Origin of the sequence: Pseudomonas sp. MWU15-20650, assembly GCF_023242475.1 — a bacterium.
In the GTDB taxonomy this organism is placed as follows: domain Bacteria; phylum Pseudomonadota; class Gammaproteobacteria; order Pseudomonadales; family Pseudomonadaceae; genus Aquipseudomonas.
Genome location: NZ_JALJFG010000002.1, coordinates 99,468 through 123,365 on the forward strand (window position 1 = coordinate 99,468; position 23,898 = coordinate 123,365).

Annotated in this window: 15 protein-coding genes; 10 read left to right on the forward strand and 5 right to left on the reverse strand. The window is 59.0% G+C overall.

All coding sequences use genetic code 11. The features are described from left to right. Positions 1-4 precede the first annotated feature (4 nt). From rlmN to M5B43_RS02435, 10 genes are all read left to right on the forward strand, one after another. Entirely contained in the window at positions 5-1,153 is a 1,149-nt protein-coding gene (rlmN, locus tag M5B43_RS02390; protein ID WP_248748612.1) for a 23S rRNA (adenine(2503)-C(2))-methyltransferase RlmN, read from the forward strand. Between the two features lie 12 nt (positions 1,154-1,165). Then, positions 1,166-1,924: a type IV pilus biogenesis/stability protein PilW gene (gene pilW, locus M5B43_RS02395; RefSeq protein ID WP_248748613.1), complete on the forward strand. Its 759-nt coding sequence runs from the start codon at positions 1,166-1,168 to the stop codon at positions 1,922-1,924. Beyond that, the gene (locus tag M5B43_RS02400; protein ID WP_248748614.1) at positions 1,924-2,922 is read left to right on the forward strand and encodes a RodZ family helix-turn-helix domain-containing protein; all 999 of its coding nucleotides are present in this window, start codon (positions 1,924-1,926) and stop codon (positions 2,920-2,922) included. The genes pilW and M5B43_RS02400 overlap by 1 nt, the downstream gene beginning before the upstream one ends. Positions 2,923-2,924: 2 nt before the next feature. Beyond that, positions 2,925-4,034 carry a flavodoxin-dependent (E)-4-hydroxy-3-methylbut-2-enyl-diphosphate synthase gene (ispG, locus tag M5B43_RS02405; RefSeq protein WP_003175952.1) on the forward strand — a complete coding sequence of 370 codons (1,110 nt, stop codon included), beginning with the start codon at positions 2,925-2,927 and terminating at the stop codon, positions 4,032-4,034. Between the two features lie 21 nt (positions 4,035-4,055). Continuing rightward, positions 4,056-5,345, forward strand: coding sequence for a histidine--tRNA ligase (hisS, locus tag M5B43_RS02410; protein ID WP_248748615.1), 1,290 nt, complete (start codon positions 4,056-4,058; stop codon positions 5,343-5,345). A gap of 41 nt (positions 5,346-5,386) precedes the next feature. Further along, complete coding sequence (locus M5B43_RS02415) at positions 5,387-6,028, forward strand: tetratricopeptide repeat protein (protein WP_159959663.1); 642 nt, start codon at positions 5,387-5,389, stop codon at positions 6,026-6,028. Further along, positions 6,021-7,172, forward strand: a complete 1,152-nt coding sequence (bamB, locus tag M5B43_RS02420) for an outer membrane protein assembly factor BamB (RefSeq protein ID WP_248748616.1) — start codon at positions 6,021-6,023, stop codon at positions 7,170-7,172. Before M5B43_RS02415 ends, bamB begins: the two co-directional genes overlap by 8 nt. Positions 7,173-7,306: 134 nt before the next feature. Then, positions 7,307-8,776: a ribosome biogenesis GTPase Der gene (der, locus tag M5B43_RS02425; protein WP_248748617.1), complete on the forward strand. Its 1,470-nt coding sequence runs from the start codon at positions 7,307-7,309 to the stop codon at positions 8,774-8,776. A gap of 114 nt (positions 8,777-8,890) precedes the next feature. Next, positions 8,891-10,039 carry a pyridoxal phosphate-dependent aminotransferase gene (locus M5B43_RS02430; protein ID WP_248748618.1) on the forward strand — a complete coding sequence of 383 codons (1,149 nt, stop codon included), beginning with the start codon at positions 8,891-8,893 and terminating at the stop codon, positions 10,037-10,039. Beyond that, positions 10,027-10,818 carry an amidohydrolase gene (locus M5B43_RS02435; protein WP_248748619.1) on the forward strand — a complete coding sequence of 264 codons (792 nt, stop codon included), beginning with the start codon at positions 10,027-10,029 and terminating at the stop codon, positions 10,816-10,818. The genes M5B43_RS02430 and M5B43_RS02435 overlap by 13 nt, the downstream gene beginning before the upstream one ends. Positions 10,819-10,995: 177 nt before the next feature. Here M5B43_RS02435 and leuA read toward each other — a convergent pair whose 3' ends face one another. The 5 genes from leuA to xseA form a co-directional block, all read right to left on the reverse strand. Beyond that, complete coding sequence (leuA, locus tag M5B43_RS02440) at positions 10,996-12,675, reverse strand: 2-isopropylmalate synthase (protein WP_248748620.1); 1,680 nt, start codon at positions 12,673-12,675, stop codon at positions 10,996-10,998. A gap of 364 nt (positions 12,676-13,039) precedes the next feature. Further along, a complete protein-coding gene (locus M5B43_RS02445) occupies positions 13,040-17,194 on the reverse strand; it encodes a membrane-targeted effector domain-containing toxin (protein WP_248748621.1) in 4,155 nt (1,384 codons plus the stop codon). Positions 17,195-17,420: 226 nt separating this feature from the next. Continuing rightward, positions 17,421-21,545 carry a membrane-targeted effector domain-containing toxin gene (locus M5B43_RS02450; protein WP_248748622.1) on the reverse strand — a complete coding sequence of 1,375 codons (4,125 nt, stop codon included), beginning with the start codon at positions 21,543-21,545 and terminating at the stop codon, positions 17,421-17,423. Between the two features lie 141 nt (positions 21,546-21,686). After that, a complete protein-coding gene (locus M5B43_RS02455; RefSeq protein WP_248748623.1) occupies positions 21,687-22,508 on the reverse strand; it encodes a peptidoglycan DD-metalloendopeptidase family protein in 822 nt (273 codons plus the stop codon). Between the two features lie 3 nt (positions 22,509-22,511). Further along, on the reverse strand, positions 22,512-23,891 hold the full coding sequence (gene xseA / locus M5B43_RS02460) for an exodeoxyribonuclease VII large subunit (protein ID WP_248748624.1): 1,380 nt from the start codon (positions 23,889-23,891) through the stop codon (positions 22,512-22,514). Positions 23,892-23,898 lie beyond the last annotated feature (7 nt).

Below are 23,898 nucleotides of genomic sequence, written 5' to 3' on the forward strand. Positions count from 1 at the left end.
ATCCATGACGACATCGACTGTTAAAACCAACCTGCTGGGTCTGACCCAACAGGAAATGGAAAAATTCTTCGACTCAATCGGGGAGAAGCGTTTCCGTGCCGGTCAGGTAATGAAGTGGATTCACCACTTTGGCGTCGACGATTTCGACGCCATGACGAACGTCAGCAAGGCCCTGCGCGACAAGCTCAAGGCCATTGCTGAGGTCCGTGGTCCCGAAGTGGTCAGCGAGGACATCTCCAGCGACGGCACCCGTAAGTGGGTGGTGCGCGTGGCGTCCGGCAGCTGCGTCGAGACCGTCTACATTCCCCAGGGCAAGCGCGGCACCTTGTGCGTTTCGTCCCAGGCAGGCTGTGCCCTGGATTGCAGTTTCTGCTCCACCGGCAAGCAAGGCTTCAATAGCAACCTCACCGCCGCTGAAGTCATCGGCCAGGTGTGGATTGCCAACAAATCCTTTGGCAGCGTCCCGGCAACCGTCGACCGTGCCATCACCAACGTGGTGATGATGGGCATGGGTGAGCCGCTGCTGAACTTCGACAACGTGGTTGCGGCCATGCACCTGATGATGGACGACCTGGGCTACGGCATCTCCAAGCGCCGTGTGACCCTGTCGACCTCCGGCGTGGTACCGATGATCGATGAGCTGGCCAAGCACATCGACGTCTCCCTGGCGTTGTCGCTGCATGCACCCAATGACGCATTGCGTAACCAATTGGTGCCAATCAACAAGAAGTATCCGCTTAAGATGCTGCTCGAATCTTGCCAGCGTTATATGGCGACCTTGGGCGAAAAACGTGTGCTGACCATTGAGTACACGATGCTCAAAGACGTCAACGACAAGGTCGAGCACGCCGTCGAGATGATCGAGCTGCTCAAGAACACCCCGTGCAAGATCAACCTGATCCCGTTTAACCCGTTTCCGCATTCTGGCTACGAGCGGCCGAGCAACAACGCCATCCGCCGTTTCCAGGATCAACTGCACCAGGCTGGCTACAACGTCACCGTCCGCACCACCCGTGGTGAAGACATCGACGCGGCCTGTGGTCAATTGGTAGGGCAGGTGATGGACCGCACCCGCCGCAGCGAGCGTTATATCGCCGTGCGTGAATTGAATGCCGCCGACGATTTGCCGCAAATTGCTGTGAATCGAATCTGAGAGAGGATCTCTATGCCCTTGCGCCTTGCGCTGCTGTTGCTCTTTACCGGTCTTGCGACCGGTTGTGTTTCATCGGGCCATGACAGCCCTTTGCAAACCGGCAAAGGCCGTGACGAGGCGCGAGTTGCCTATGTGCAACTGGGGTTGGGTTACTTGCAGCAAGGCATGAGCGAGCAGGCCAAGGTGCCGTTGAAAAAGGCCCTTGGGCTGGATCCTGACGATGCTGACGTCAATGCCGCGCTGGCCCTGGTGTTCAAGGCCCAGGCCGAGCCTGAGCTGGCCGACCAGCATTTCACCAAGGCCCTGGCTGCCCGTCCTGCCGATCCGCGGCTGCTGAACAACTACGGCAGCTTCCTGTTCGAGCAAAAGCAATATGAACAGGCTTCGCGTTATTTCCAGCAAGCATCCGCCGACACCCTCTACCCGGAGCGCTCGCGGGTGTTCGAGAATCTCGGTGTGACCTCAATGCGCCTCGGCCAACGCGACAGCGCCCGCCAGCAACTGGAAAAAGCCCTGCACTTGAACGCTCGCCAGCCACGTGCCTTGCTCGAAATGGCTGAGTTGTCTTACGAAGACAGGCATTATGTGCCGGCACGTGACTATTACGAGCGTTTTAGCCTGCTCAGTGGGCAAAATGCACGTAGTCTATTGCTCGGTGTGCGCCTGGCGGCTGTTCATGAAGAACACGACGCGGCCGCACGTTTGGGCCAGCAACTCGAACGACTCTATCCCGGTACGCCGGAATATCAGCAATACCTGTCGGAGCAATGATGAAAGCGGCGCACCCGGAAGTTGTAGCAGCTAATCGCGTAAACCCAGGCGAGACCTTGCGCCAGGCCCGCGAAAGCAATGGTTGGTCGCTGGCGGAAGTGGCCCTCAAGCTCAATTTGACCGCCACGTCCCTGGGCAACCTGGAAGCTGGCGCGTTCGACAAGCTGCCTGGGCACACCTTCGCCCGTGGTTATATCCGCGCCTACGCCAAGTTGCTGGGCATTGATCAGGCGGTATTGGTCCAGGAATTCGACCAGTTCACCGGCACCGATTCCCAGGGCAGTAATGTGCATGGCTTGGGCCGCATCGAAGAGCCGGTGCGGGTCTCCCATACGATTTTGCGCATTGTCAGCCTGTTGCTGCTGATCGCCGTGATCGGCGGCGGTTTCGTCTGGTGGCAAGACCAGACTTCCCAGCGCACCAAGGACCTGACAAGCAACGCTTTGGAGCACGTCGAAGTCGAAAGCGCCGACGGCACCACCCAGATTCATCCGCTGGATGAGCCGGAAGACCAGGCGGTTGCCCAAGGGCAAGCCACGCCTGAAGGGCCGGCCCCTGTCGAGCAGGTGGCCCCGGAAGCGGCCACTGCGCCTGCCGTGCCCGCTGCTGTGCCGGCTCCAGCCGCTGTGCCGGCCACTACGGCAGCCTCGGTTGCCCAGGCGCATACTCCTGCGGTGCCGGCTCCAGCGGCTACCGCGCCAGCCGCACCGGCTGCGCCAGCGGTTTCGCCGGCTACTGCGCCGGCGTTGATCGCCGGTGATGGGCACATCCAGATTACCTTCATCGCTGACTGCTGGACGCAAGTCACCGATGGCAATGGCAAAGTGCTGTTTAGCGGTCTGAAGCGTAAGGGAGATACGCTGGACCAGGGCGGCAAGCCTCCTTTGACGCTGCGTCTGGGCTATGCCCGTGGCGCGCAAGTGGCCTACAACGGCCAGCCTGTGGACGTGGCGCCGTTCACCAGTGGCGAGACCGCTCGCCTCAAGTTGGGACAATAGTCATGCACGGCGAATCTCCAATCAAACGTCGCGTATCGCGCAAGATCTGGGTCGGCTCGGTGCCGGTGGGTGGCGATGCCCCCATCGCGGTGCAAAGCATGACCAACAGCGACACCAATGATGTGGCTGCCACTGTCGCCCAGATCAACCGCCTGGAAGCGGCTGGCGTCGATATCGTACGGGTCTCCGTACCGGATATGGATGCTGCTGAAGCCTTTGGCCGCATCAAGCAGTTGGTCAAGGTGCCGCTGGTTGCCGACATTCACTTCGACTATAAAATCGCGCTGCGTGTCGCCGAGCTGGGTGTCGATTGCCTTCGTATCAACCCGGGCAATATCGGTCGTGAAGACCGCGTGCGCGCGGTGGTTGACGCTGCCCGAGACCGCGGGATTCCAATCCGCATTGGTGTCAACGCCGGTTCCCTGGAAAAAGACCTGCAAAAAAAATATGGCGAACCCACTCCAGCAGCGCTGGTTGAGTCGGCACTGCGCCACGTTGAACACCTCGAACGCCTGAATTTCCAGGACTTCAAGGTCAGCGTAAAGGCCTCCGACGTGTTCATGGCGGTCGAAGCCTACCGCCTGCTGGCCAAGGAAATCGTGCAGCCGCTGCACCTGGGGATCACCGAAGCGGGCGGTTTACGTTCAGGCACAGTGAAATCTGCGGTAGGTCTCGGTATGCTGCTCGCCGAAGGGATTGGCGATACTATCCGCATCTCGTTGGCGGCAGACCCCGTAGAGGAAGTGAAGGTCGGCTACGACATTCTCAAATCCCTGCGTTTGCGTTCCCGTGGAATCAACTTCATTGCCTGCCCGAGCTGCTCGCGGCAGAACTTCGACGTGGTGAAAACCATGAACGACCTGGAGTTGCGCCTTGAGGACCTGCTGGTGCCGTTGGACGTCGCGGTCATCGGCTGTGTGGTCAACGGGCCGGGTGAGGCCAAAGAGGCCCATGTGGGCCTGACCGGCGGTACACCGAACCTGATTTACATCGACGGCAAGCCGTCGCAGAAACTAACGAATGACAATCTGGTGGATGAGCTGGAAAAGCTGATCCGCGAGAAAGCGGCCGAGAAGGTCGCGGCTGACGCAGCGCTTATCGCGCGCGGCTAAGAACGAATTTAAGGATTTGATGTGAGCAAGTCTCTGCAAGCCATTCGTGGCATGAACGACATCCTGCCGGAGCAGACGCCACTGTGGCGCTACTTCGAGAGCACGGTCGCGCGCCTGCTGGATAACTACGGTTACAAGCAGATACGCATGCCGATCGTCGAGTTCACCGAGCTGTTCAAACGTTCCATCGGTGAAGTGACCGACATCGTCGAAAAAGAGATGTACACCTTTGAAGACCGCAACGGCGACTCCCTGACCTTGCGTCCGGAGGGGACGGCCGCGTGCGTGCGTGCTGTGCTCGAGCATGGGCTCACCGGTGGCGGTCAGCCGCAGAAGTTGTGGTACATCGGCCCGATGTTCCGCCACGAGCGCCCACAGAAAGGCCGTTATCGCCAGTTCCACCAGATCGGCCTGGAAGTGTTCAACCTTGACGGTCCGGACATCGACGCCGAGCTGATCGTGATGACCTGGCGCCTGTGGGGCCTGCTGGGCATCCGCGATGCAGTCAAGCTCGAACTCAACAGCCTGGGCACCAGTGAGTCCCGGGGGCGCTACCGTGAGGCCCTGGTCGAGTACCTGTCGGCTCACCTGGACAAATTGGACGAAGACAGCCAGCGCCGTCTGAAAACCAACCCGTTGCGCGTGCTGGATACCAAGAACGCCGATACCCAGGCCGTGCTGGTCGATGCGCCGAAAATGGCCGACTACCTGGACGACGAATCCCGCACGCACTTCGAGGGCCTCAAGGCTCGCCTGGACGCGGCGGGTATTCCCTACGTGATCAACCCGAAGCTGGTGCGCGGCCTCGATTACTACAGCAAGACCGTGTTCGAGTGGGTCACCGATAAACTCGGCGCCCAAGGCACCGTGTGTGCGGGTGGCCGCTATGACGGCCTGGTTGAGCAAATGGGCGGCAAGCCGACCACGGGTGTAGGTTTTGCCATGGGGATCGAGCGGTTGATTCTGCTGCTGGAAACCCTGGAGCAAGTTCCGGAAGAAATTTCCCGCCAGGTGGATGTGTACCTCTGTGCTTTTGGTGAGGCCGCCGAGCTGGCAGCCTTGACCCTGAGCGAAAAAGTGCGCGACCAGCTGCCAAGCCTGCGCCTGCAGATCAATGCCGGCGCCGGTAGCTTCAAGAGCCAGTTCAAGAAAGCCGACAAGAGCGGTGCGTTGTACGCACTGATCCTCGGCGATGACGAACTGGCCCAGCAAGTGATAGGTTTCAAACCCCTGCGTGGCCAGGGCGAACAACAGAACATTGCCTTTGATGCGCTTGCAGCGCACTTGGCCACCTGCGTCGTGCAGGGTTGAAGCTGTCGAACAGCCGAATTTAGCGATTGAGGAGTATTGGGGTGTCGAGTACTGATGATGAGCAACTGGCCGAGTTCAAGGACTGGTGGCAGCGTAACGGCAAGCCCCTGGTTACTGGCGGTCTGCTGGCTTTAGTGGTGGTGTTCGGCTGGCAAGCCTGGCACAAGTATCAGGCTAACCAGTCCCAGGGCGCCTCGATCCTCTATCAGCAATTGCTGGAAACCACGCTGACGCCGGATGGCAAGCCTGACCCTGCTCAAGTGGCTGACCTGGCCGGCAAGCTGAAAAGCGAGTTTGGCGGTAGCACCTACGCCCAGTACGGCAGTCTGTTTGTCGCGAAAGTCGCGGTCGACACCGGCAAGCTGGATGATGCCGCCACCGAGTTGAAGGCCATCGCCGACAAACCGACCAACCCGACCCTGGGTGAAATCGCACGTCAGCGCCTGGCTCAGGTATTGGCGGCACAGAACAAGGCTGACGAAGCACTCAAACTGCTCGACGGCGATGCTGACAAGGCATTCGTGGCCACTCGTGAAGAGCTCAAGGGCGACCTGTTGGTCCAATTGGGTCGTACCGACGAAGCCCATGCTGCGTACCAAAAAGCCAAGGCGGCGCTGTCTGATGAAGCGGCGGTCGGTGGCTTACAAATCAAGCTGGACGACTTGGCCAAAGGGGATGCGTGACGTGATCCGTTGGAAACATGCAGCATTGCTGGCTCTGGCCGTTCTGGCCGCGGGTTGCAGCAGCAACAGTAAAAAAGAACTGCCTCCTGCCGAGCTGACCAGCTTCAAGGAAGAAGTGGTCCTGCAAAAGCAGTGGAGCCGCTCTGTCGGTGATGGCCAGGGCGACCTGTACAACCTGTTGCAGCCGGCGATCGATGGCGACAACATCGTGGCCACTGACTCCACCGGCGTGATCATTTCCATGGACCGCATGAATGGCGACGTCAAGTGGAAGAAAGACCTCGAACTGCCGGTTTCCGGTGGTGTCGGTGTCGGCTACGGCATGGTGTTGGTGGGTACGCTCAAAGGCGACGTGGTGGCTCTGGACTCGGCGACGGGTGAAGAGAAATGGCGCGCTCGCGTGACCAGCGAAGTGCTTTCGGCGCCGGCCACCAATGGCGATATCGTCGTGGTGCAAACCCAGGATGACCGTGTGATCGGTCTGGATGCCGCCACCGGCAACCAGCGTTGGTTGTACGACAGCACCCCGGCGGTACTGACGTTGCGCGGCACCAGTGGTCCGATTGTGACTAACAATCTGGCCATTGCAGGTCTGTCGACCGGTAAAGTGGTCGCCCTGGACACCCAGAACGGCGTGCCGGCCTGGGAAACCCGTGTGGCCATCCCTCAAGGTCGTTCCGAACTGGATCGCGTCGTGGACATCGACGGTGGCTTGCTGCTGTCGGGTGAAACCATTTACGTCGCCACCTACCAAGGCCGTGTGGCCGCGCTGGACCTGCAGAGCGGTCGCATCAACTGGCAGCGTGATGCTTCCAGCTACGCGGGTGTCGCCCAAGGGTTTGGCAGCGTCTACGTCAGCCTGGCATCCGGTACCGTTGAGAGCGTCGACGAGCGGTCCACCACGGCACTGTGGAGCAACGACTCGCTGGCTCGCCGCCAACTGTCGGCACCGGAAGTGTTCTCCAGCTATGTGGCGGTGGGTGACTTCGAAGGTTACCTGCATCTGCTGAGCCAGGTGGACGGTCGCTTTGTCGGTCGTGAACGTATCGACAGCGACGGCCTGCGTGCTCGTCCGCTGGTCGTGGGTAACATGCTTTATGTGTTTGGCAACAGCGGCAAGCTGGAAGCCCTGACCATCAAGTAAGAACTATGCTTGGGGTAACACCCAGGCGGCCCCGCTCCGGCGGGGCATGCGGCATTTGAATATGCTGCCCCGAGCACCAGCCGCTGCCTTGCAGCGGCTTTTGTATTTTCTGAAATAACGAAGTGGAGAGCCGCATGGTTCCCGTAATCGCCCTGGTGGGCCGACCTAACGTCGGCAAGTCCACCTTGTTCAACCGCCTGACCAGGACTCGTGACGCCATCGTCGGCGACTTGTCCGGTCTGACCCGTGATCGCCAATACGGTGAGGCAAAGTGGCAAGGGCGCTCCTACATTATTGTCGACACCGGTGGTATCTCCGGTGACGAGCATGGCATGGACGAAAAGATGGCCGAGCAGTCGCTGCTCGCGATCGAAGAAGCCGATGTCGTGTTGTTCCTGGTGGACGCCCGCGCGGGCTACACCGCCGCCGACCAGATGATTGGCGAGCACCTGCGCAAGCGCAACAAGCGTTCCTATTTGGTCGCCAACAAGATTGACAACATCGATCCTGAGCAGGCTCGCGCCGAGTTCAGCCCGATGGGCCTGGGCGACGCGATCCCGGTCGCTGGTGCCCACGGTCGTGGCATCACCCAGATGCTGGAAATCGCCCTGCGCGACTTCCCCAAGGATGACGTCGACGAAGTTGAAGGCGAAGAAGAGATCGTTGCCGAAGGCGAGGAAGCCAAGCGCATTCCTGGCCCAAGCGAAAAAGACGGTATCAAGATCGCTATCATCGGCCGCCCGAACGTCGGTAAATCGACCCTGGTCAACCGTATGCTCGGTGAAGACCGGGTAATCGTCTACGACCAGCCCGGCACCACCCGCGACAGCATCTACATCCCGTTCGAACGTAACGACGAGAAGTACACGCTGATCGACACCGCCGGTGTGCGCAAGCGCGGCAAGATCCACGAGGAAGTTGAAAAGTTCTCGGTGGTGAAAACCCTGCAAGCGATCAAAGACGCCAACGTGGTGATCTTCGTGATGGACGCCCGCGAAGGCGTGGTGGACCACGACCTCAACTTGCTGGGCTTTGCCCTGGAAGCCGGTCGTGCCCTGGTGATCGCGATCAACAAATGGGATGGCATGACGCCAAGCGAACGCGATTTCGTCAAGATCGAGTTGCAGCGTCGTCTGTTCTTCGTCGAGTTTGCCGATATCCACTTTATCTCGGCATTGCACGGTACCGGCGTGGGCAACCTCTACGCATCCGTACAGAACTCGTTCAAGTCTGCGGTGACCCGCTGGCCGACCAACCGTCTGACCCAGATCCTCGAAGACGCCGTCGGCGAGCACGCGCCGCCGATGGTGAACAACCGCCGGATCAAACTGCGTTACGCCCACTTGGGCGGTGCCAACCCGCCGATTATCGTGATCCACGGTAACCAGATCGAGAAGGTGCCAAAGTCCTATGTGCGTTACCTGGAAAACACCTACCGCCGTGTCTTGAAGCTGGTCGGTACGCCGATCCGTATCGAGTTCAAGGGGGGTGAGAACCCGTACGAAGGCAACAAGAACACACTGACCGACCGTCAGGTGAACAAGAAGCGTCGTTTGATGACTCACCACAAGAAGGCCGACAAGAAGCGCCGCGACAAGCGCTGATTTCGACCTCGCAAAAAGGGCTCTTGATGAGCCCTTTTTTGTGCGCGGTAGTTTGTGCCTTGACCCGATGCAGTTGGCAGCTTAAAACTTGGGGCTCACCTGCAGGGGCCTCCGATGATCACCAGTAAGCTGCCGAACGTCGGCACGACCATTTTTACCACGATGTCGCAACTCGCTGCCGAAACCGGCGCGCTCAACCTGTCCCAGGGTTTTCCCGATTTTAATGGCCCTCAGGCGCTGCTCGATGCCGTGGGCAAACATGTCGCCAACGGGCACAACCAATATTCACCGATGACCGGTTTGCCGGCCCTGCGTCAGCAAGTGGCGGCCAAGATCGCCCGCAGCTATGGCGCCACCGTCAGCCCCGACAGCGAAGTAACTATCACCCCCGGTGCCACCGCAGCGATTTTCTGCGCGATTCAGGCAGTCATCCGCAACGGCGATGAAGTCATCGTATTCGACCCCAGTTATGACAGTTATGAGCCCTCGGTTGAACTGGCCGGTGGTCGCTGCGTGCATGTACAACTGAGCCTGGAAGGCTTCGCCCTGGACTTCGAAAAGCTCAAGGCCGCGCTCTCACCGCGTACGCGCATGATCATCCTCAACACCCCGCACAACCCGACCGGGGCGCTGATCAGCGGTGCCGAGCTGGACCAGTTGGCCGAATTGATCCGCGACCGCGATATCTACCTGGTCAGCGATGAGGTCTACGAGCATTTGGTCTTTGATGGCGTGGCTCACGCCAGCGTGCTGGCCCACGAAGAGTTGTATCAACGCGCCTTTGTGGTGAGCTCCTTCGGCAAGACCTACCACGTCACCGGCTGGAAAACCGGCTACGTGGTCGCGCCATCGGCCCTTACTGCCGAACTGCGCAAGGTGCATCAATATGTCAACTTCTGCGGCGTGACGCCGTTGCAGTACGCTTTGGCTGACTTCATGGCCGAACACCCGCAACACGTCGAAGCACTGCCGGCCTTTTACCAGGCCAAGCGTGACCTGTTCTGCGACCTGCTGGCGCCGTCGCGTTTCAGCTTTACACGGGTGGCTGGCACTTACTTTCAACTGGTGGATTACTCACAGATTCGCCCGGACCTGGATGACGTCGCCATGTCACTGTGGATGACCCGCGAACACGGCGTGGCGACTATTCCAGTCTCGGTGTTCTATCAGAGCCCACCGCAAGGCCAGCGCCTGGTGCGCCTGTGCTTTGCCAAGCGTGAGGAGACGCTGCAACAAGCGGCGGAAAAGCTATGCGTGATTTGAGTGCCTTACCCAACCTGAACATCGCACTGGTCCAGACCCGCTTGGCGTGGCACGACCGTCAAGCCAACCTTGAGCATTTCGAGCTGTTGCTGGAGCAGGTCAAGGGCGCCGATCTGATCGTGCTGCCGGAGATGTTCACCACTGGCTTTTCCATGGAGTCGCAAACCCTCGCCGAGCCGGAACATGGCCCGACGCATCACTGGCTGCAAGCGCAGTCGGCCAAGTACAACGCGGTGATCACCGGCAGCGTGATCATCCAGGCAGCTGACGGCAGCCACCGCAACCGCCTGTTGTGGGCGCGGCCGGACGGTGAGGTATTGCACTACGACAAGCGTCACCTGTTCCGTATGGCGGGCGAGCACAACCATTACACGCCCGGCGAGCGTCAGGTGCAGTTCGAGTTGAAGGGCTGGCGCATACGGCCCTTGATTTGCTACGACCTGCGCTTCCCGGTGTGGAGCCGTGATGCCCAGGACACCGACCTGCTGCTATACACCGCGAACTGGCCGGGTGCGCGGCGTCAGCATTGGAACCGCCTGCTGCCGGCGCGCGCTATCGAAAACCTGTGTTATGTGGCGGCAGTGAATCGGGTGGGTACCGATGGCAAGGGCTTTGCCTACACCGGAGACAGCCAGGTGCTGGACTTCCAGGGTGAGACCTTGCTGAGTGCAGGGGAGGCGGATGGGGTGTTTCAGGTGTGCCTGAGTGCGGTAGAGCTGGCGGCGTATCGCACCGAGTTTCCTGCAAATCTGGATGCCGATGACTTTCAGTTTGTCTGACAGACCGCTTTCGCGAGCAAGCCCGCTCCCACACTCGACCGCATTTATCCTGTAGGGATGCGATCAAAATGTGGGAACGGGCTTGCTCGCGAAGAGGCCATCCGCATCACCGCCCATCCAAAGCAAAAAAGGCCCCTGGGTTCTCACCCAGGGGCCTTTTGTATTGCGGCGATAGGCTTACGCCGCCTTCGCTTCCAACTGGCTCAGCGAACGGTTCAACGCGCTGAACAGTGCCTTGAAGCTGGCGGTGGTGATGTTTTCATCAATACCCACGCCATGCACCGGACGTTCGCCATTCACTCGCAGCTCGATATAGGCGGCTGCCTTGGCGTTGGTGCCTGCACCAATCGCATGCTCGTTGTAATCCATGATCTCAACCGCCACCGGCAGGCCGGCCACCAAGGCTTCCAGCGCGCCGTTGCCTTTGCCTTTCCAGTGCAGGTTGGTTTCGCCCTGGCCCTTGCCGGAGACTTCCACTTCGACAAAGCTGTTGCCGTTCTCTTCCTGCAGGCGATGGCTGACCAGCGCATACGGGGTGTTGGCTTGCAGGTATTCACGCTGCAGCAAGGCGTAGATTTGCGGTGCGGTCATCTCCAGGCCCACGCGGTCGGTTTCGGCCTGTACCACTTGGCTGAATTCGATCTGCATGCGGCGCGGCAAGCTGATGTCGTATTCCTGCTCCAGCAGGTAGGCGATACCGCCTTTGCCTGACTGGCTGTTCACACGGATCACGGCTTCGTAGCTGCGACCGATGTCGGCCGGGTCGATCGGCAAGTACGGCACTTCCCACAGGGCATCGTCTTTCTGCTGGGCAAAGCCCTTGCGGATTGCGTCCTGGTGGGAGCCGGAGAACGCAGTGTGTACCAGGTCGCCGACGTATGGGTGGCGCGGGTGCACCTGGATCTGGTTGCATTCTTCGACGACTTTGCGCACCCCGTCGATGTCGGAGAAGTCCAGTTGCGGGTCGAGGCCCTGGGTGTACATGTTCAACGCCACGGTGACCAGGTCGACGTTACCGGTACGTTCGCCGTTGCCGAACAGGCAGCCTTCGACGCGGTCGGCGCCGGCCATCAGGCCCAGCTCGGTGGCGGCAACGCCGGTGCCACGGTCGTTGTGGGTGTGCAGGCTGATGATCACGCTGTCACGACGGTTGATATGGCGACCGAACCATTCGATCTGGTCGGCATAGATGTTCGGCGTGGCACATTCAACAGTGGCCGGCAGGTTGAGGATCATCTTGTGCTGAGGGGATGGGTTCCACACCTCGATCACTGCATCACAGACGTCCTTGGCAAACTCCAGCTCGGTGGCGCTGAAGGTTTCCGGGGAGTATTCGAACGTCCACTGGGTCTCCGGCTGCTGGGCGGCGTATTTGACGAACAGCTTGGCCGCGTTGACCGCGATGGCCTTGATGCCGTCTTTGTCCTGGTTGAACACGATGCGGCGGAACGACGGCGACGTGGCGTTGTACAAGTGCACGATGGCTTTCTTGGCGCCGCGCAGGGATTCGAAGGTCCGCGCGATCAAGTCTTCACGGCCCTGGGTCAGCACCTGGATGGTGGTGTCCGCGGGGATGTGGTTGTCTTCGATCAGGGTACGCACGAAGTCGAAGTCGGTTTGCGAAGCCGCTGGGAACGAGGCTTCGATTTCCTTCACGCCAACGGCAACCAGGGTCTTCCAGAAGCGCAGCTTTTTCGCGGCGTCCATCGGCTCGATCAGCGACTGGTTGCCATCACGCAGGTCGGAGCTGCACCAGATCGGCGCGGTGGTGATGGTCTTGGAAGGCCAGGTGCGGTCCGGGATATCGATGGTCGGGAACGCGCGGTACTTCGAAGACGGGTCTTTGAGCATGCTCATCGGGAAATCCTTGGTTGTAGGGGCCGAGAAAAGGCGGCCTGCCGTAAAACTGTTATTGGGGACGAAGCTTGGGACGAGGCAGATCGATTCAGCCTGGCAGTCGTGCGCTGACGAGGCACAGGCTGCGGTGCTGGCGGAGCTGAATGAGGGTGTGAGAGGTTTTCATGCAGTCAACCCTAACCGCGAGATGGGAGGATGGCAAGCAATGGGAGAAAATTGAGAGGATTTCTATTCTATTGCTTTTTTTTGAGTTTTTATTGCGGATTTATTCTTGTTTTGTTGTTTTGGTGCTTTTTAGTGTTCTTCTCGCGCAATGGGTGGTCATGCGGCGGTAAGGCCGCATGGTGTTCCTTTCATGGGAGGGTCAGACGGTCAAGGCGTCGATGTTGTAGTCAATGTGAATGTCTCCGCGTGGTTCTGGGATGTTGGTGCCGTGCAGGAACTTCAAGGGTGGAGGGGCAGTATGAGGAGGCTGACTGGCAAGGCTTGAGCTGCCTTTCAGGCTAGGTGATACGGACACCCCGAGCCCTCCTGTCAACTCTGCAAGACCTGGAACGCCGCCATAATTATTCATATGCGCCATTCCTACTACCGCCACATATTTTTCTCCAGCGGGGAGTTCTTCCATGATGCGGGCTGCGAAGTAGTTAAACTCGCGTCGGCGCTCAACGTCCCATGTGGGGTTACGTTGCCAGGCTGCAAGGTCATCCATATGCCAGGTTAATTGTGGGTGTTCGAGTCCTATGACCTTTATTCCGTGCTTCTGTGCTTCGGCGATGACGTCCTCCATAGTTGGACCGCCACTGAAGTCGGGTAGATAGGTACGTGACGACAGATAGGCCGTATCAGACGCCAGCAAGGCCGCGTCTTCTACGCCTGGATAACTGCGCAGAAAAATCGCGTTCTCAAGGTAAACGGTGGTTACACCACTGTTTGCAAAGTTTTGCATCTGGTCGATCAGCAGTTGAAACGTCACAGGTTCGTCATGTATTTCGCCAAGCACTAAGCCACGTATACCGGGTTGAGACAGAGCGTTTTGTAGGGCCACCTCAGGTGTGCTATTGGTTGTTATCACCGGTTCGATTGCGCGTGGAGGCGTCGCGTTTGCCAGGCGATTGTTGTAAAAGTTGCGTGCATCACGCCTGAACCATCGCCGTATTTGAGTAATGGTCGTGGCGCTCGCGTTAGAAATGTTTTCGGTAGCTGTACCGGAGAGCACTCGGTCCACATACTCAGTTCTGTTCTTTCTGCCACCACCTGCGCTCCTGCCACCCGGTAATGCATTCAACCGCCACTCCCCGTTCCCAGCCGATTGCAGGGACGCCACGATCCTACTGCCGCGTGGTGCCGTCAGCGGAGCATTGGGGTCAATGATATTGACCTGCCCACTGCGCGCATGAAATACCGAATCGATCTGATAAACCCTGTTTGAACCGGTACTGTCGGTATAACGCACATACCAATTGTCCCCCACGTTATAAGTGCCATCGGGCCTCAGGCGTTGCCCGCTGATGACCTCGTTGGGCACGGTGTAGGTACTCAGGTCGCGGTTTGGCAGTGCGGCGGTGGTCGAGGGGCGTGTGGCGACGGTGGTGACGCCGCTGCTGATCGAGGCCGCTGCTGGAGGGGGGGTAATGGGGGCCGGCAGCGCTCTGGGTCCCGAACGTGCGACGAGTGGACCGGCTTGGCCGGTGGCTCTGAATACCGGCCGCATCGGTGCGGCACGGAGATTGGTAATGCCTGTAGCCGCCAGGCTGAAGTCACTGTAGATCGTACGCGCCAAGCCTGGTTTTTTGATCAGGTGCGGCAAGATTCTGCTGTTGGCGCGTAGCGCTGTCACACCGGCTTTACCCAGGCGAACACCTGCGGACACACCTTTGCCGACGAAAGGTATCAGGTCCGTGAAGATCAAGGCCACTTCAATGCCGAACTCGATTTTGTTGAGGGTGGACTGCTTCGCCACTTCCGCGCTGCTCACCGACTGATGATCCGCTCGGTCGATCACCATCTGTACGTGTTGCTTGTACAGGTGCTCCTGAACATCGCCTTCTATTGGCTTCAGGCTTGTGGCACTGCCCAACAGCTTGACCGATGAAGTGATGAGTTCGGGGGAGAGCAGCTTCAAGGGGTTGTAGGTAGTGCTTTTAAGGGCGTCCTTGAATTCGTCGATATCATCTTTACTGACTGGCGATTTTCTTTTTGCGATATAGGATGCCCACTCACCTTTGCTCAGAAGAGCGTTCAAGGCTGAAGAGTCTGCCACTTCGCGAAAGGTGATGCCGTCGGGAGCTTTGGGGGTGTAAAGCACCAGCGACGCGTCCGTCTGATTGCCGATCACCATCACACCTTGCACCGCCAGCCCACGGTGGATAAGGCTGTTGGCCACAATGTCTTTTCCATCGACCTGAGGTCGCGTGGCAGGGTCGGGGTGATCCAGTACCGCATCAACCCACTGCGCTGCACGTTTGACAGTGGTATTTTCGCGGCCGTGTGCCTGGTAGGCGTCGGGATTGAGTTCTGACAAGAACGCCTCCTTGGCCATGCTGTCTTCCAGGCTGGCCTTCCAGGCTGCGCGCAATTGCGCGGCGCTGCCAACCTCGGTATCAGTTGCCATCTCCTGGTTAAGCAGTTTGGTGTATTCGCCACCGACATCAGCGCTGTTGACCAGCGTTTTAAGCGCGTCGGTGTCCAGGATCACCGGTTTGCCGTCCGAGTCCAGGACGGGCCGGCCTTGTGTGTCGAGCAGCGCCAAGGTCATTTTTACATCGGTAAACTTGCCTCTTTCGATGGCAGGAAAGCCACTGGGATTCTTCAATGCCAAGTCGGTCAGCGAAACGGAGTCCTGTTTGGAATAGAGGGGCTGGCCAGTACCCCGACCCCCGTGGATACCGGTACGCGTTTGCACCTGTACCCTTAATTGGTCCGCATCGACTTTTGCATTCGGGTATTGCTTCTTGATGGCTGCATTCAGCCGGTCGCGCGAGAACTCGCCCAAGGAGGGAATTTTCTCAAGCAACGGAACCAGCGTGCCCAGGCTTTTTTCTTGCTCGTTTTCCAAATGCGAAAATACAGCTTCTTGAGCGGGGCTCAGGTTTTTCAACCACTCGGGTTGGTTTTTGTCGGTCAGCTTGGCGTCTCGGGCCAGCATGGCATTGCTGCCATCGAGCAGATACGACCAGTCTGCGGCATTGTCTATGGCCTTAAGCGATGCGCTGTCGAGCAATGGGGGGGCGCCGTTACCTGGGTTCAGTGCTTTGCTCAAACCTGCGTTGATTTCTGCATGCTGGCGCCTGAGCATCCAAGGTACGGCTTCTGCCAACACATCCCCGGACGATGGCGAGGCGCTGCGCATCAGGTCATCGCCGGTAAAACCGTCAGCCCGGTTTTGCAGGGCCGGTGGCAGGGTTTGTAACAATAGCTCGGCCTGGGGGCCGCCTTGATCGAGCCGGTCGGCCAATGCCTGGCGTGCCTGGGCGGGCGTTGCAAACTCTTCGAACCCTTCGCTGAGTGTGTACAGCACGACGGGGCCATTGGTGTCGTTGAGCGCAAGGGTGCGCCCATTTGGCCAAGTGGGCGAAGTGGCACTTGAACCGTCGGTCTTGGTGATGAGAAACGCACCCGCCAGCATCGCGCCGCGTTCGGTTTTGTCATCGACCGTGATGGGGTACACACCCAGGCGAGCACCATTGGCGAATTGTTTTTCCCGGGCTTCCAGGGTGGGGTATCGCAGCGCGTCGTCGATCAGCGCCTTGCTGTCTGTGCTCAGGGTTTGATCGCTGACGCGCAGGGCGGCCAGGATCGACAATTGGCGTTTGTGCAGAGTCAGCAGTTGATTGAGCGGCGACTCGCGCTTGTTCGGGTCTTCATGAACCGGGCTGGGGGTGTTCCAGTACTGCTCAATCGCCTGCGGGTACTGCAGGGTGATGCTGCGCGCGATGGTTTGCAATGTGCTTTCGGTGGTGGCGGGAAACTCCAGATCGTCCGGGCTTTTGCGATGATTGAATCGGGTGAGTATGTCGCGCTCAGGAGGCATCGGTTTAGTGGGGTCAGCCAGGATGGCTTGAATCATCCTGACCAGGGCGGTCATCAGAGGTTCGGACGACTCCAGTGAGACCTCTTTGCCCTTAATGCGATAACGATTGACGCTCATTGTCTCGACATCCAGAGGTCTGACGTCCGGGAAGGCTTGTTCGAGTTGCGCCTGTATGATTGCTTTGAAGCTCGGCTGTTGGTTGTGCAGGCGTTGCATGTCTTCTGTCAGGAGGTCGTGTTCAACGGTGTAGGCTAACTGTTTGCTCGGTTTGAATTGTTTCTCCAAGCGGGTGTAACGCAACTGGGCGCTGGCTATGCCGGGTGAAGTGGGTACGGGGGGAGTATCAGGGGCGTAGCTTGGGGCGGGGGTAAGCTCTTGGGTCGTACTGGAAGGTATGGAAGGTATGGAAGGAGAGGCGGTGACTGCAAAAGTGGTCAGGGTTTCTAGTTCGTGTTGTGCTGCCAACGCTTGGGTAAGAGAGAACATAGAGTGAGTCTCACGGGTTTGGGATGCCACTGGTCAGGTCATGCTCATTACGCTCCGTGTAAGTCATGGGATAGGTGAGTGTTGGACGTCGGGTGGTTCCTGCCGAAAATGTAAGGGGTGTGCAATGGTGTGTTTCGAATCACGTCCCTTGAGGGATAGATCGTTTTAAGCCGGGCAGGGGGCGGCGTGGCGCGCTGATTCAGTCAGCGCGCCGTCGTCAGGTTGATCAAGGCGTTTTGAGGTAGGGGTCAACGTTCTGGTGAACTTGGTAGTCCCCCACCGTTGCATTTCTGGCGAACCGTTCTTCAGGCGCCGGGCTCGGGCCGGTGTGCTTGACGGCGGTACTGCTGGCGCCGGGCTTTGCGTCATACACGCCTACGCTGATGGCCCCGGTTTGCTCTGCGATGCCGGGGACACCTTGGGTGGTGTTCATGTGCCGTCTTCCCACTACGGCGATCCACTTTTGCCCAGGTGGGGTCTGCTGGATGACTTGGCTGGCAAAGTAGTTGAACTCTCGCAGCCGATCAATGGTGTGCGTCGCGTTAGCGATTTCATCTGATTCAGAGCGGGTTATGTGCATCGTCAGATGTTCATGTTCGAGGCCTACGGTTTTAATGCCATGTTGTTGCGCGGCAGCGAGCACATCATCGCGTGTAGGCGTGCCGCGTTTATACATTGCATTAGCGGGCTCCTGCAGTACCGTTCCCACCCCCTTGGAGGCATCCCAGTAGGCCCCCTCCAGGTACAGGGTCGTGACGCCTGACTCTGCGTAAGCCTGCATATTCTTTATCAGCATGAGGTTGGTGGAAATCTGATCGTGTTGCTCTCCAAGCACGATACCGTCTGAGACGCGGAGCAGTTCACGTGCCATTTCTCCGGGAGATGTGTTGGCCCCCAGGGCGGGCATGTTCGGGCGAGGTGTTGGGTTTAGCGCCTGATGGGCATAGCTCTCATTCATTCCTTCGTTGAACCACCGGTTGGCCCAACGCCTCGAGAAGAAATATTCAGTTAAGTCAGGTTCTTTCCTAAAAAGATGTTCGGTATAGCTCATTGACCAATCATGGAATTGTCTACGGCGTTTACCGCGCGCGCCACCCGGCAGTTGATTGATGCGCCATTCACCATTGCCCGCCGATTGCAGGGCGGCCACCGTCCTGCTGCTTCTGGACGCCGTCGCTGGGGCATCAGGATCAATGATGTTGACTTGCCCGCTGCGGGCGTGGAATGCCGAGTCGATCTGGTAGACCCGGTTTTCTCCGGTACTGTCGGTAAAGCGCACATACCAATTGTCCCCCACGTTGTAAGTGCCGTCGGGTCTTAAGGGGCGGCCACTGATCACCTCATTCGGTACGGTGTAGGCGCTCAGGTCCCGGCTTGGGGTTGCGACGGATGTCGAAGGGCGCGTGGCGACGGTGGTTGCGCCGCTGCTGGTGGAGGCGCTCGCTGGCGCAGGAGTGTGCGGCTTCGGCGTCGTGGTACTGGTGCCTTGGCGTGGCGTCGGTGCGCGCGCCGCAGTCGACGACCTGAATACCGGGCGCAGTGGGGCGGCACGAACACCTTTGATACCGGCTGTAGCCAGCAGGAAGTCAACGTAGATCGTTTGCGCCAAGCCGGGCTGATTGATCAGCTTGGGCAAGAGTTTTCTATTGGCGCGCAAAGCGGCTGCAGCGGCTTTACTCAGATGAGCACCGGTTCTTGCGGCTTTGCCGATACCTGGCAAAAACTCCAGGGCTATCATCCCCACTTCGACGCCAAACATGGCTTTATTGATGAGCGATTGCTTGGCCACTTCCGCACTGCTGACAGAACGATGGTCGGCCTTGTCGACGATCATCTGAACGTTCTGCTGATACAGATGATCCTGAACATTACCTGCTATAGGGTTGAGTGCCGAGCCACCGAGCATGACCTTTGTCTTTTTGACCGCTATATCCAGGATTTTGTCGGGCGCTAGGGCGGTGAATGGATTGTTGGAGATATCCCTGATTGCTTCGTCGAGTTCAGCGACATCATCTTTGTTGACCGGTGATTTTCTGCTCGCGATATAGGCTTTCCATTCGGGTGTTGCCAGTAAAGCGTCCATTGCGTTCTGGTCTGCGACCTCACGAAAGGTGACGCCGTCCGGGGCCTGGGGGGTGTACAGCACCAGCGCGGAATCAACCGAGTTGCCAATCGCCATGACGCCGTAAACCGGCTGGCCATAGTCGAGCAAGGCATGAGCGACAATGGCTTGTCCATCGACTTTGGGCCGAGTGGCGGGGTCGGGGTGGTCCAGGATCGCCGCAACCCATTGCGCTGCGCGTTTACTGCTCTTGTCTTCGACGGCCTGCTCTTTATAGGCCGTAGGGTTGAGCTCTGCGAGAAAAGCCTCTTTCTCCATGGCATCACTCAGGTTGCTTTTCCAGGCCTCACGCAAATTCGACGGGGCGTCAGGTGCCAGCTCTTTTTTAAGCAGCTTGTCGTATTGGCCCCCAACATCGGCCGTGTTGATCAAGGCTTTGAGCTGTTCATCATTGAGTATGATCGGCTTGCCATTGCTACCGAGGATCGGGTCGCCCTTGGTGTCCACCAACGGCAAGGTCAGGGTGAGGGTGGTTTTTTTCTGGATGCTTCTCGGAGCAAAGCCTGTGGGGTTCTGCAGCGCCAGGTCGGTCAACGACAGTTGTTGTTTTTTCGAGGTTGTTGTTGTGCGGTTACCCAATATTGATGCAGTCAAGTCCGCAAGGACGAAGCCGGTCGTATTGTCTTGGGTCGTGGTTTCGTCCATCTGAACCGTCAACTTATCGGCATCGATTTGTGCGGTGGGGTACAGCTTTTTAATCGCTTCGTTCATCCGGTCGCAGGCAAAAGCCGGTAAAGAAGGGATTTTTTGAAGCAATGGCAGCAATGCGTTAGTGCTTTTTTTCTCCGACTGTTCCAGGTTCAGAAAGATGGCCTCTTGAGCCGGGGTCAGGTTTTTCAGCCACTGCGGCTGCTGCTTTTCGATCAACTTGGCGTTGTAGGCCAGCAGGGCATTGGTGCTGTCGAGCTGGTACGACCAGTCGGCGGCGTCATCTATGGCCTGGGCTGACGTCGGGTCCATCAGGGCGTTAGCCGGGGTGGTGGCTTTCAGTGTTTCAGTGAGTTTCTCCTGTATTTCTTCTTGCTGGCGCTTGAGCATCCAGGGAATTCCCTCTGCCAGCACATCGGCGGCCAAAGGCTCAACGCGTAGCGTCAGGTCATCTCCTGAGGGCGGGTGGGCCCGGTTTTGCGCAGCCAGCGGCAAGGTTTGCAGTAACAGTTCGGTATCAACATCCCCTTGATCAAGGCGCTTGGCCACCGCTTCGCGGGCCTGGGCGGGAGTGGCGAACTCCTCGAGCCCTTCAGCGAGGGTGTATAGAACGACTGGGCCATTGTTGTCGTCGAGCGCCAAGGATCGACCCTTGGGCCATGTTGGCTCAGTCGCGAATGAACCATCGGTCTGGGTGATGAGGAAGGAGCCTGCCAGCAATGCGCCACGTTCCGTGCCGTCATCCACGGTGAGTGGGTACACACCGGGACGGGCACCGCTAGCAAAGGTTTTCTCCCGCTCGGCCAAGGTGGGGTATTGCAGCGCGATGTCGATCAGTTTTTTGCTCGCCGGACTCAGGGTGCCATCGTTGGCGCGTGCTGCGGCCACGGCTGCCAGTTGCTGTTTGTGCAGGGCCAATAGCTCGTTCTGTGGCGTGGTTTGCACCTGTGGGTTTTGTGAGCTTTGGCGGGGCGTGGTCCAATATTTTGGGTGGGCTGCTGCGTATTGGATGATGCGCTGGGCAATCGTGTGCAGCGGTTGGGATGAGTTGACCAGGGTAGGCGGTACGCCGGGGCTGCCCTGGGTGAAAATGTCCGCATACACGGTGCTGTCTTCGCCCGCTTTATTCCCTGGATTGCGCAGCTGCTCGCGGATCTCCTTATTCAGCGCGTCCAGAAAGGGTTCCACAGAGAACGTTTTTATACTGCCGTCGTTCTGTTTGCCCCAGCGCTTGAGGGTGAGTTCTGCGGGGTTGAGGTGAGGTTGGTTGGGAAACAGTGCGGCCAGTTGCTGCTGCAGGAAGGTCTTGAAACTCGGTTGCTCTTTGAAGAGCTGCTGTATCGCAAGGCTGGCTTCGTTATGTTGCTCTATGAGGCTGCTATTGCGTGGGGGCGCGACGGTGGCGGGCGGTGTACTTGGCGAATCGGGTAGGGGCAGATCGTCTGGTGCGTAGGTCGAAGGCGCTGGGGACGGCGAAATCTGATTCTGTTCTTTCGGTGGGGGTGGTGTTTCGGTGGGTGGTGGAAAGGGTTGGTCTTGATCCAAGGGGTGTTGGAGGGTAGAGCTGGCTGGCGCAAACATTGAGGCAACCTCATCACTTAACTGAAATGTTGTCGTTACGGTCTTTGTAAGTCGCCAGTTAAGTGAAGAGGTATGGGCGGTTGGTTCCGGTTGCAAATGTAAGGAAAGTGGTTGGCCCTGAGTCAGTCGCGTGTGGAAAAATCAGGGCTGGAACGCGCCGATGAATATCGCCGGGTCTACACGGGCATCGTTGAGGCTGACGTTCCAGTGCATATGCGGGCCGGTCGCCCGGCCGGTCGCACCCACCTTGCCGACCACGGTACCGCGCACCAGTTGCTGGCCCACTGTCACGTCGATTTTCGACATATGGCAGAACATGCTGATAAAGCCCTGGCCGTGATCGACGAACACCGTATTGCCGTTGAAAAAGTAATGACCGACCAGGATCACCTTGCCGTTCGCCGGTGTCTTGATAGGCGTACCCGCCGGCACGGCGAAATCCAGGCCCGAATGTGGATTGCGTTCTTCGCCATTGAAGAAACGGCGCACGCCAAACTTGCTCGACAGCGGTCCATTGACGGGCTTGTCCAGCAGCAAATTGCTTGGTGTGTTGGGGCTGAAGCTGCGGTAAGCCTTGAGCTGGACAGCCAGTTCGCCCTCGATGCGTTTGAGCTGTGCCGGATCCGGGTTCACTTGGCTTTTATTCTTCAGGGTGATGTGTTGCTCCGGGTATTTCTTGAACCCCACGACAAACGGCAGGTTTTGACCGCCACTGGTGACGCGTTCGGTACCCGGTTTGACGGTCAGTGGGATGCCGACAATCGCCAGCCAGTTGTTCTGTTCCTTGACCACCAATACCGGTCTGTTCTGGTAAGTGGCTTTAGGTACGGTCGCCGAAGTGCCGAGGTCGACCACGGCGACGCCGCCGGGCACAGGCTTGTTCAGCAACCGAGTGATGTAGCTGTCGGCATGGGCGTTGAACGCGAGGCACATCAGCATCAGCAGGCTAAATAAACGTGGCATTGATCAATCCAATAACGAAAGGGTGACAGGGGTCAGGTGGTTATCTTCCACCCGCACCTGCAATTGGCCTTCACCGAGACGCGCGGTCAGGCGCTGGCCTGTATGGGTTTGCGCGGCGTCGCGAATCGCCTGGCCGCGCTCATCCAGCAAAATGCTGTAGCCACGGCCCAGGGTCGCCAGCGGGCTGACCACCTGTAGCGTCTGCACCTGGCTCTGCAGTTGCAGGCGTCGCGCCTTGAGGCCCTCGCGCATGGCACGGGGCAGGCGTTCGGCGAGGCTGTCCAGGCGCTGGCGCAGCAGGGCCAGTTGGCGCCCCGGGTGCTGCCCGGCGAGGCGCGTTTCCAGGCGGATCAGGCGTTCACGGCGGGTATTGAGGCTGCGTTCAAAGGCGCGGCGCAGGCGCATGTCCAGGTCATCCAGGCGCTGGGCCTGCTGGCGCAGACGTTCACCCGGGTGACGCAGGCGCCGGGCCATGCCTTCCAGGCGCAGGCGGCTGTGGCTCAGGCGGTTGCGCATCAGCATCACCAGGCGGCGCTGCAGGTTTTCTACCTGGCGCACCAGATGGCTGGCGTCGGGGGCCAGCAACTCAGCGGCGGCGGAGGGCGTAGGGGCGCGCACGTCCGCCACGAAGTCGCTGATGGATACATCGGTTTCATGGCCGACAGCACTGACGATGGGGGTAACGCAGGCATCGATTGCGCGGGCGACGGCCTCTTCGTTGAAACACCACAGGTCTTCCAGTGAACCGCCGCCACGGGCCAGGATCAGCGCGTCGAAGCCTCGGGCGTCGGCGAGTTTCAGCGCTCGCACAATCTGCGTGATCGCTTCGCGGCCTTGCACGGCTGTGGGGATCAGGGTCAGCTCAACGTTCGGCGCGCGGCGGCGGAACACGCTGATAATGTCGCGAATCACCGCGCCGGTTGGCGAACTGATAATGCCAATGCGCCGAGGGTGCGCCGGCAACGGCACTTTGCGCTCGGCACTGAACAGGCCTTCGGCGCTGAGTTTTTCCTTCAAGGCATCGAAGGCCAGGCGCAACGCACCGTCACCGGCAGGTTCCACGGTATCGAGAATCAGCTGGTAGTCGCCGCGCCCCTCGAACAACGAGACCTTGCCGCGCACTTTGACCGCCAGGCCGTCCTTCAACGCCTGGCGCACCCGTGCAGCGTTGTTGCGAAACAGCGCGCAACGCACCTGGGCCCCGCTGTCCTTGAGGGTGAAATACACATGGCCGGAAGCCGGGCGGGCGAGGTTGGAGATCTCGCCTTCCACCCAGATATTGGTGAACACGTCTTCCAGCAACACCCGCGCGCGGCCGTTGAGTTGGCTGACAGTCAGGACTTCGCGGTCCAGGCCCAAGCGGGCAAAAGGATCTTTAATCATGGGCGGC

Coding starts and splice junctions, on each gene's coding strand:
- rlmN (WP_248748612.1), top strand. CDS start 5: ATGACGACATCGACTGTTAAAACCAACCTGCTGGGTCTGACCCAACAG.
- pilW (WP_248748613.1), top strand. CDS start 1,166: ATGCCCTTGCGCCTTGCGCTGCTGTTGCTCTTTACCGGTCTTGCGACC.
- M5B43_RS02400 (WP_248748614.1), top strand. CDS start 1,924: ATGAAAGCGGCGCACCCGGAAGTTGTAGCAGCTAATCGCGTAAACCCA.
- ispG (WP_003175952.1), top strand. CDS start 2,925: ATGCACGGCGAATCTCCAATCAAACGTCGCGTATCGCGCAAGATCTGG.
- bamB (WP_248748616.1), top strand. CDS start 6,021: ATGCGTGACGTGATCCGTTGGAAACATGCAGCATTGCTGGCTCTGGCC.
- der (WP_248748617.1), top strand. CDS start 7,307: ATGGTTCCCGTAATCGCCCTGGTGGGCCGACCTAACGTCGGCAAGTCC.
- M5B43_RS02430 (WP_248748618.1), top strand. CDS start 8,891: ATGATCACCAGTAAGCTGCCGAACGTCGGCACGACCATTTTTACCACG.
- M5B43_RS02435 (WP_248748619.1), top strand. CDS start 10,027: ATGCGTGATTTGAGTGCCTTACCCAACCTGAACATCGCACTGGTCCAG.
- leuA (WP_248748620.1), bottom strand. CDS start 12,675: ATGAGCATGCTCAAAGACCCGTCTTCGAAGTACCGCGCGTTCCCGACC.
- M5B43_RS02445 (WP_248748621.1), bottom strand. CDS start 17,194: ATGTTCTCTCTTACCCAAGCGTTGGCAGCACAACACGAACTAGAAACC.
- M5B43_RS02450 (WP_248748622.1), bottom strand. CDS start 21,545: ATGTTTGCGCCAGCCAGCTCTACCCTCCAACACCCCTTGGATCAAGAC.
- M5B43_RS02455 (WP_248748623.1), bottom strand. CDS start 22,508: ATGCCACGTTTATTTAGCCTGCTGATGCTGATGTGCCTCGCGTTCAAC.
- xseA (WP_248748624.1), bottom strand. CDS start 23,891: ATGATTAAAGATCCTTTTGCCCGCTTGGGCCTGGACCGCGAAGTCCTG.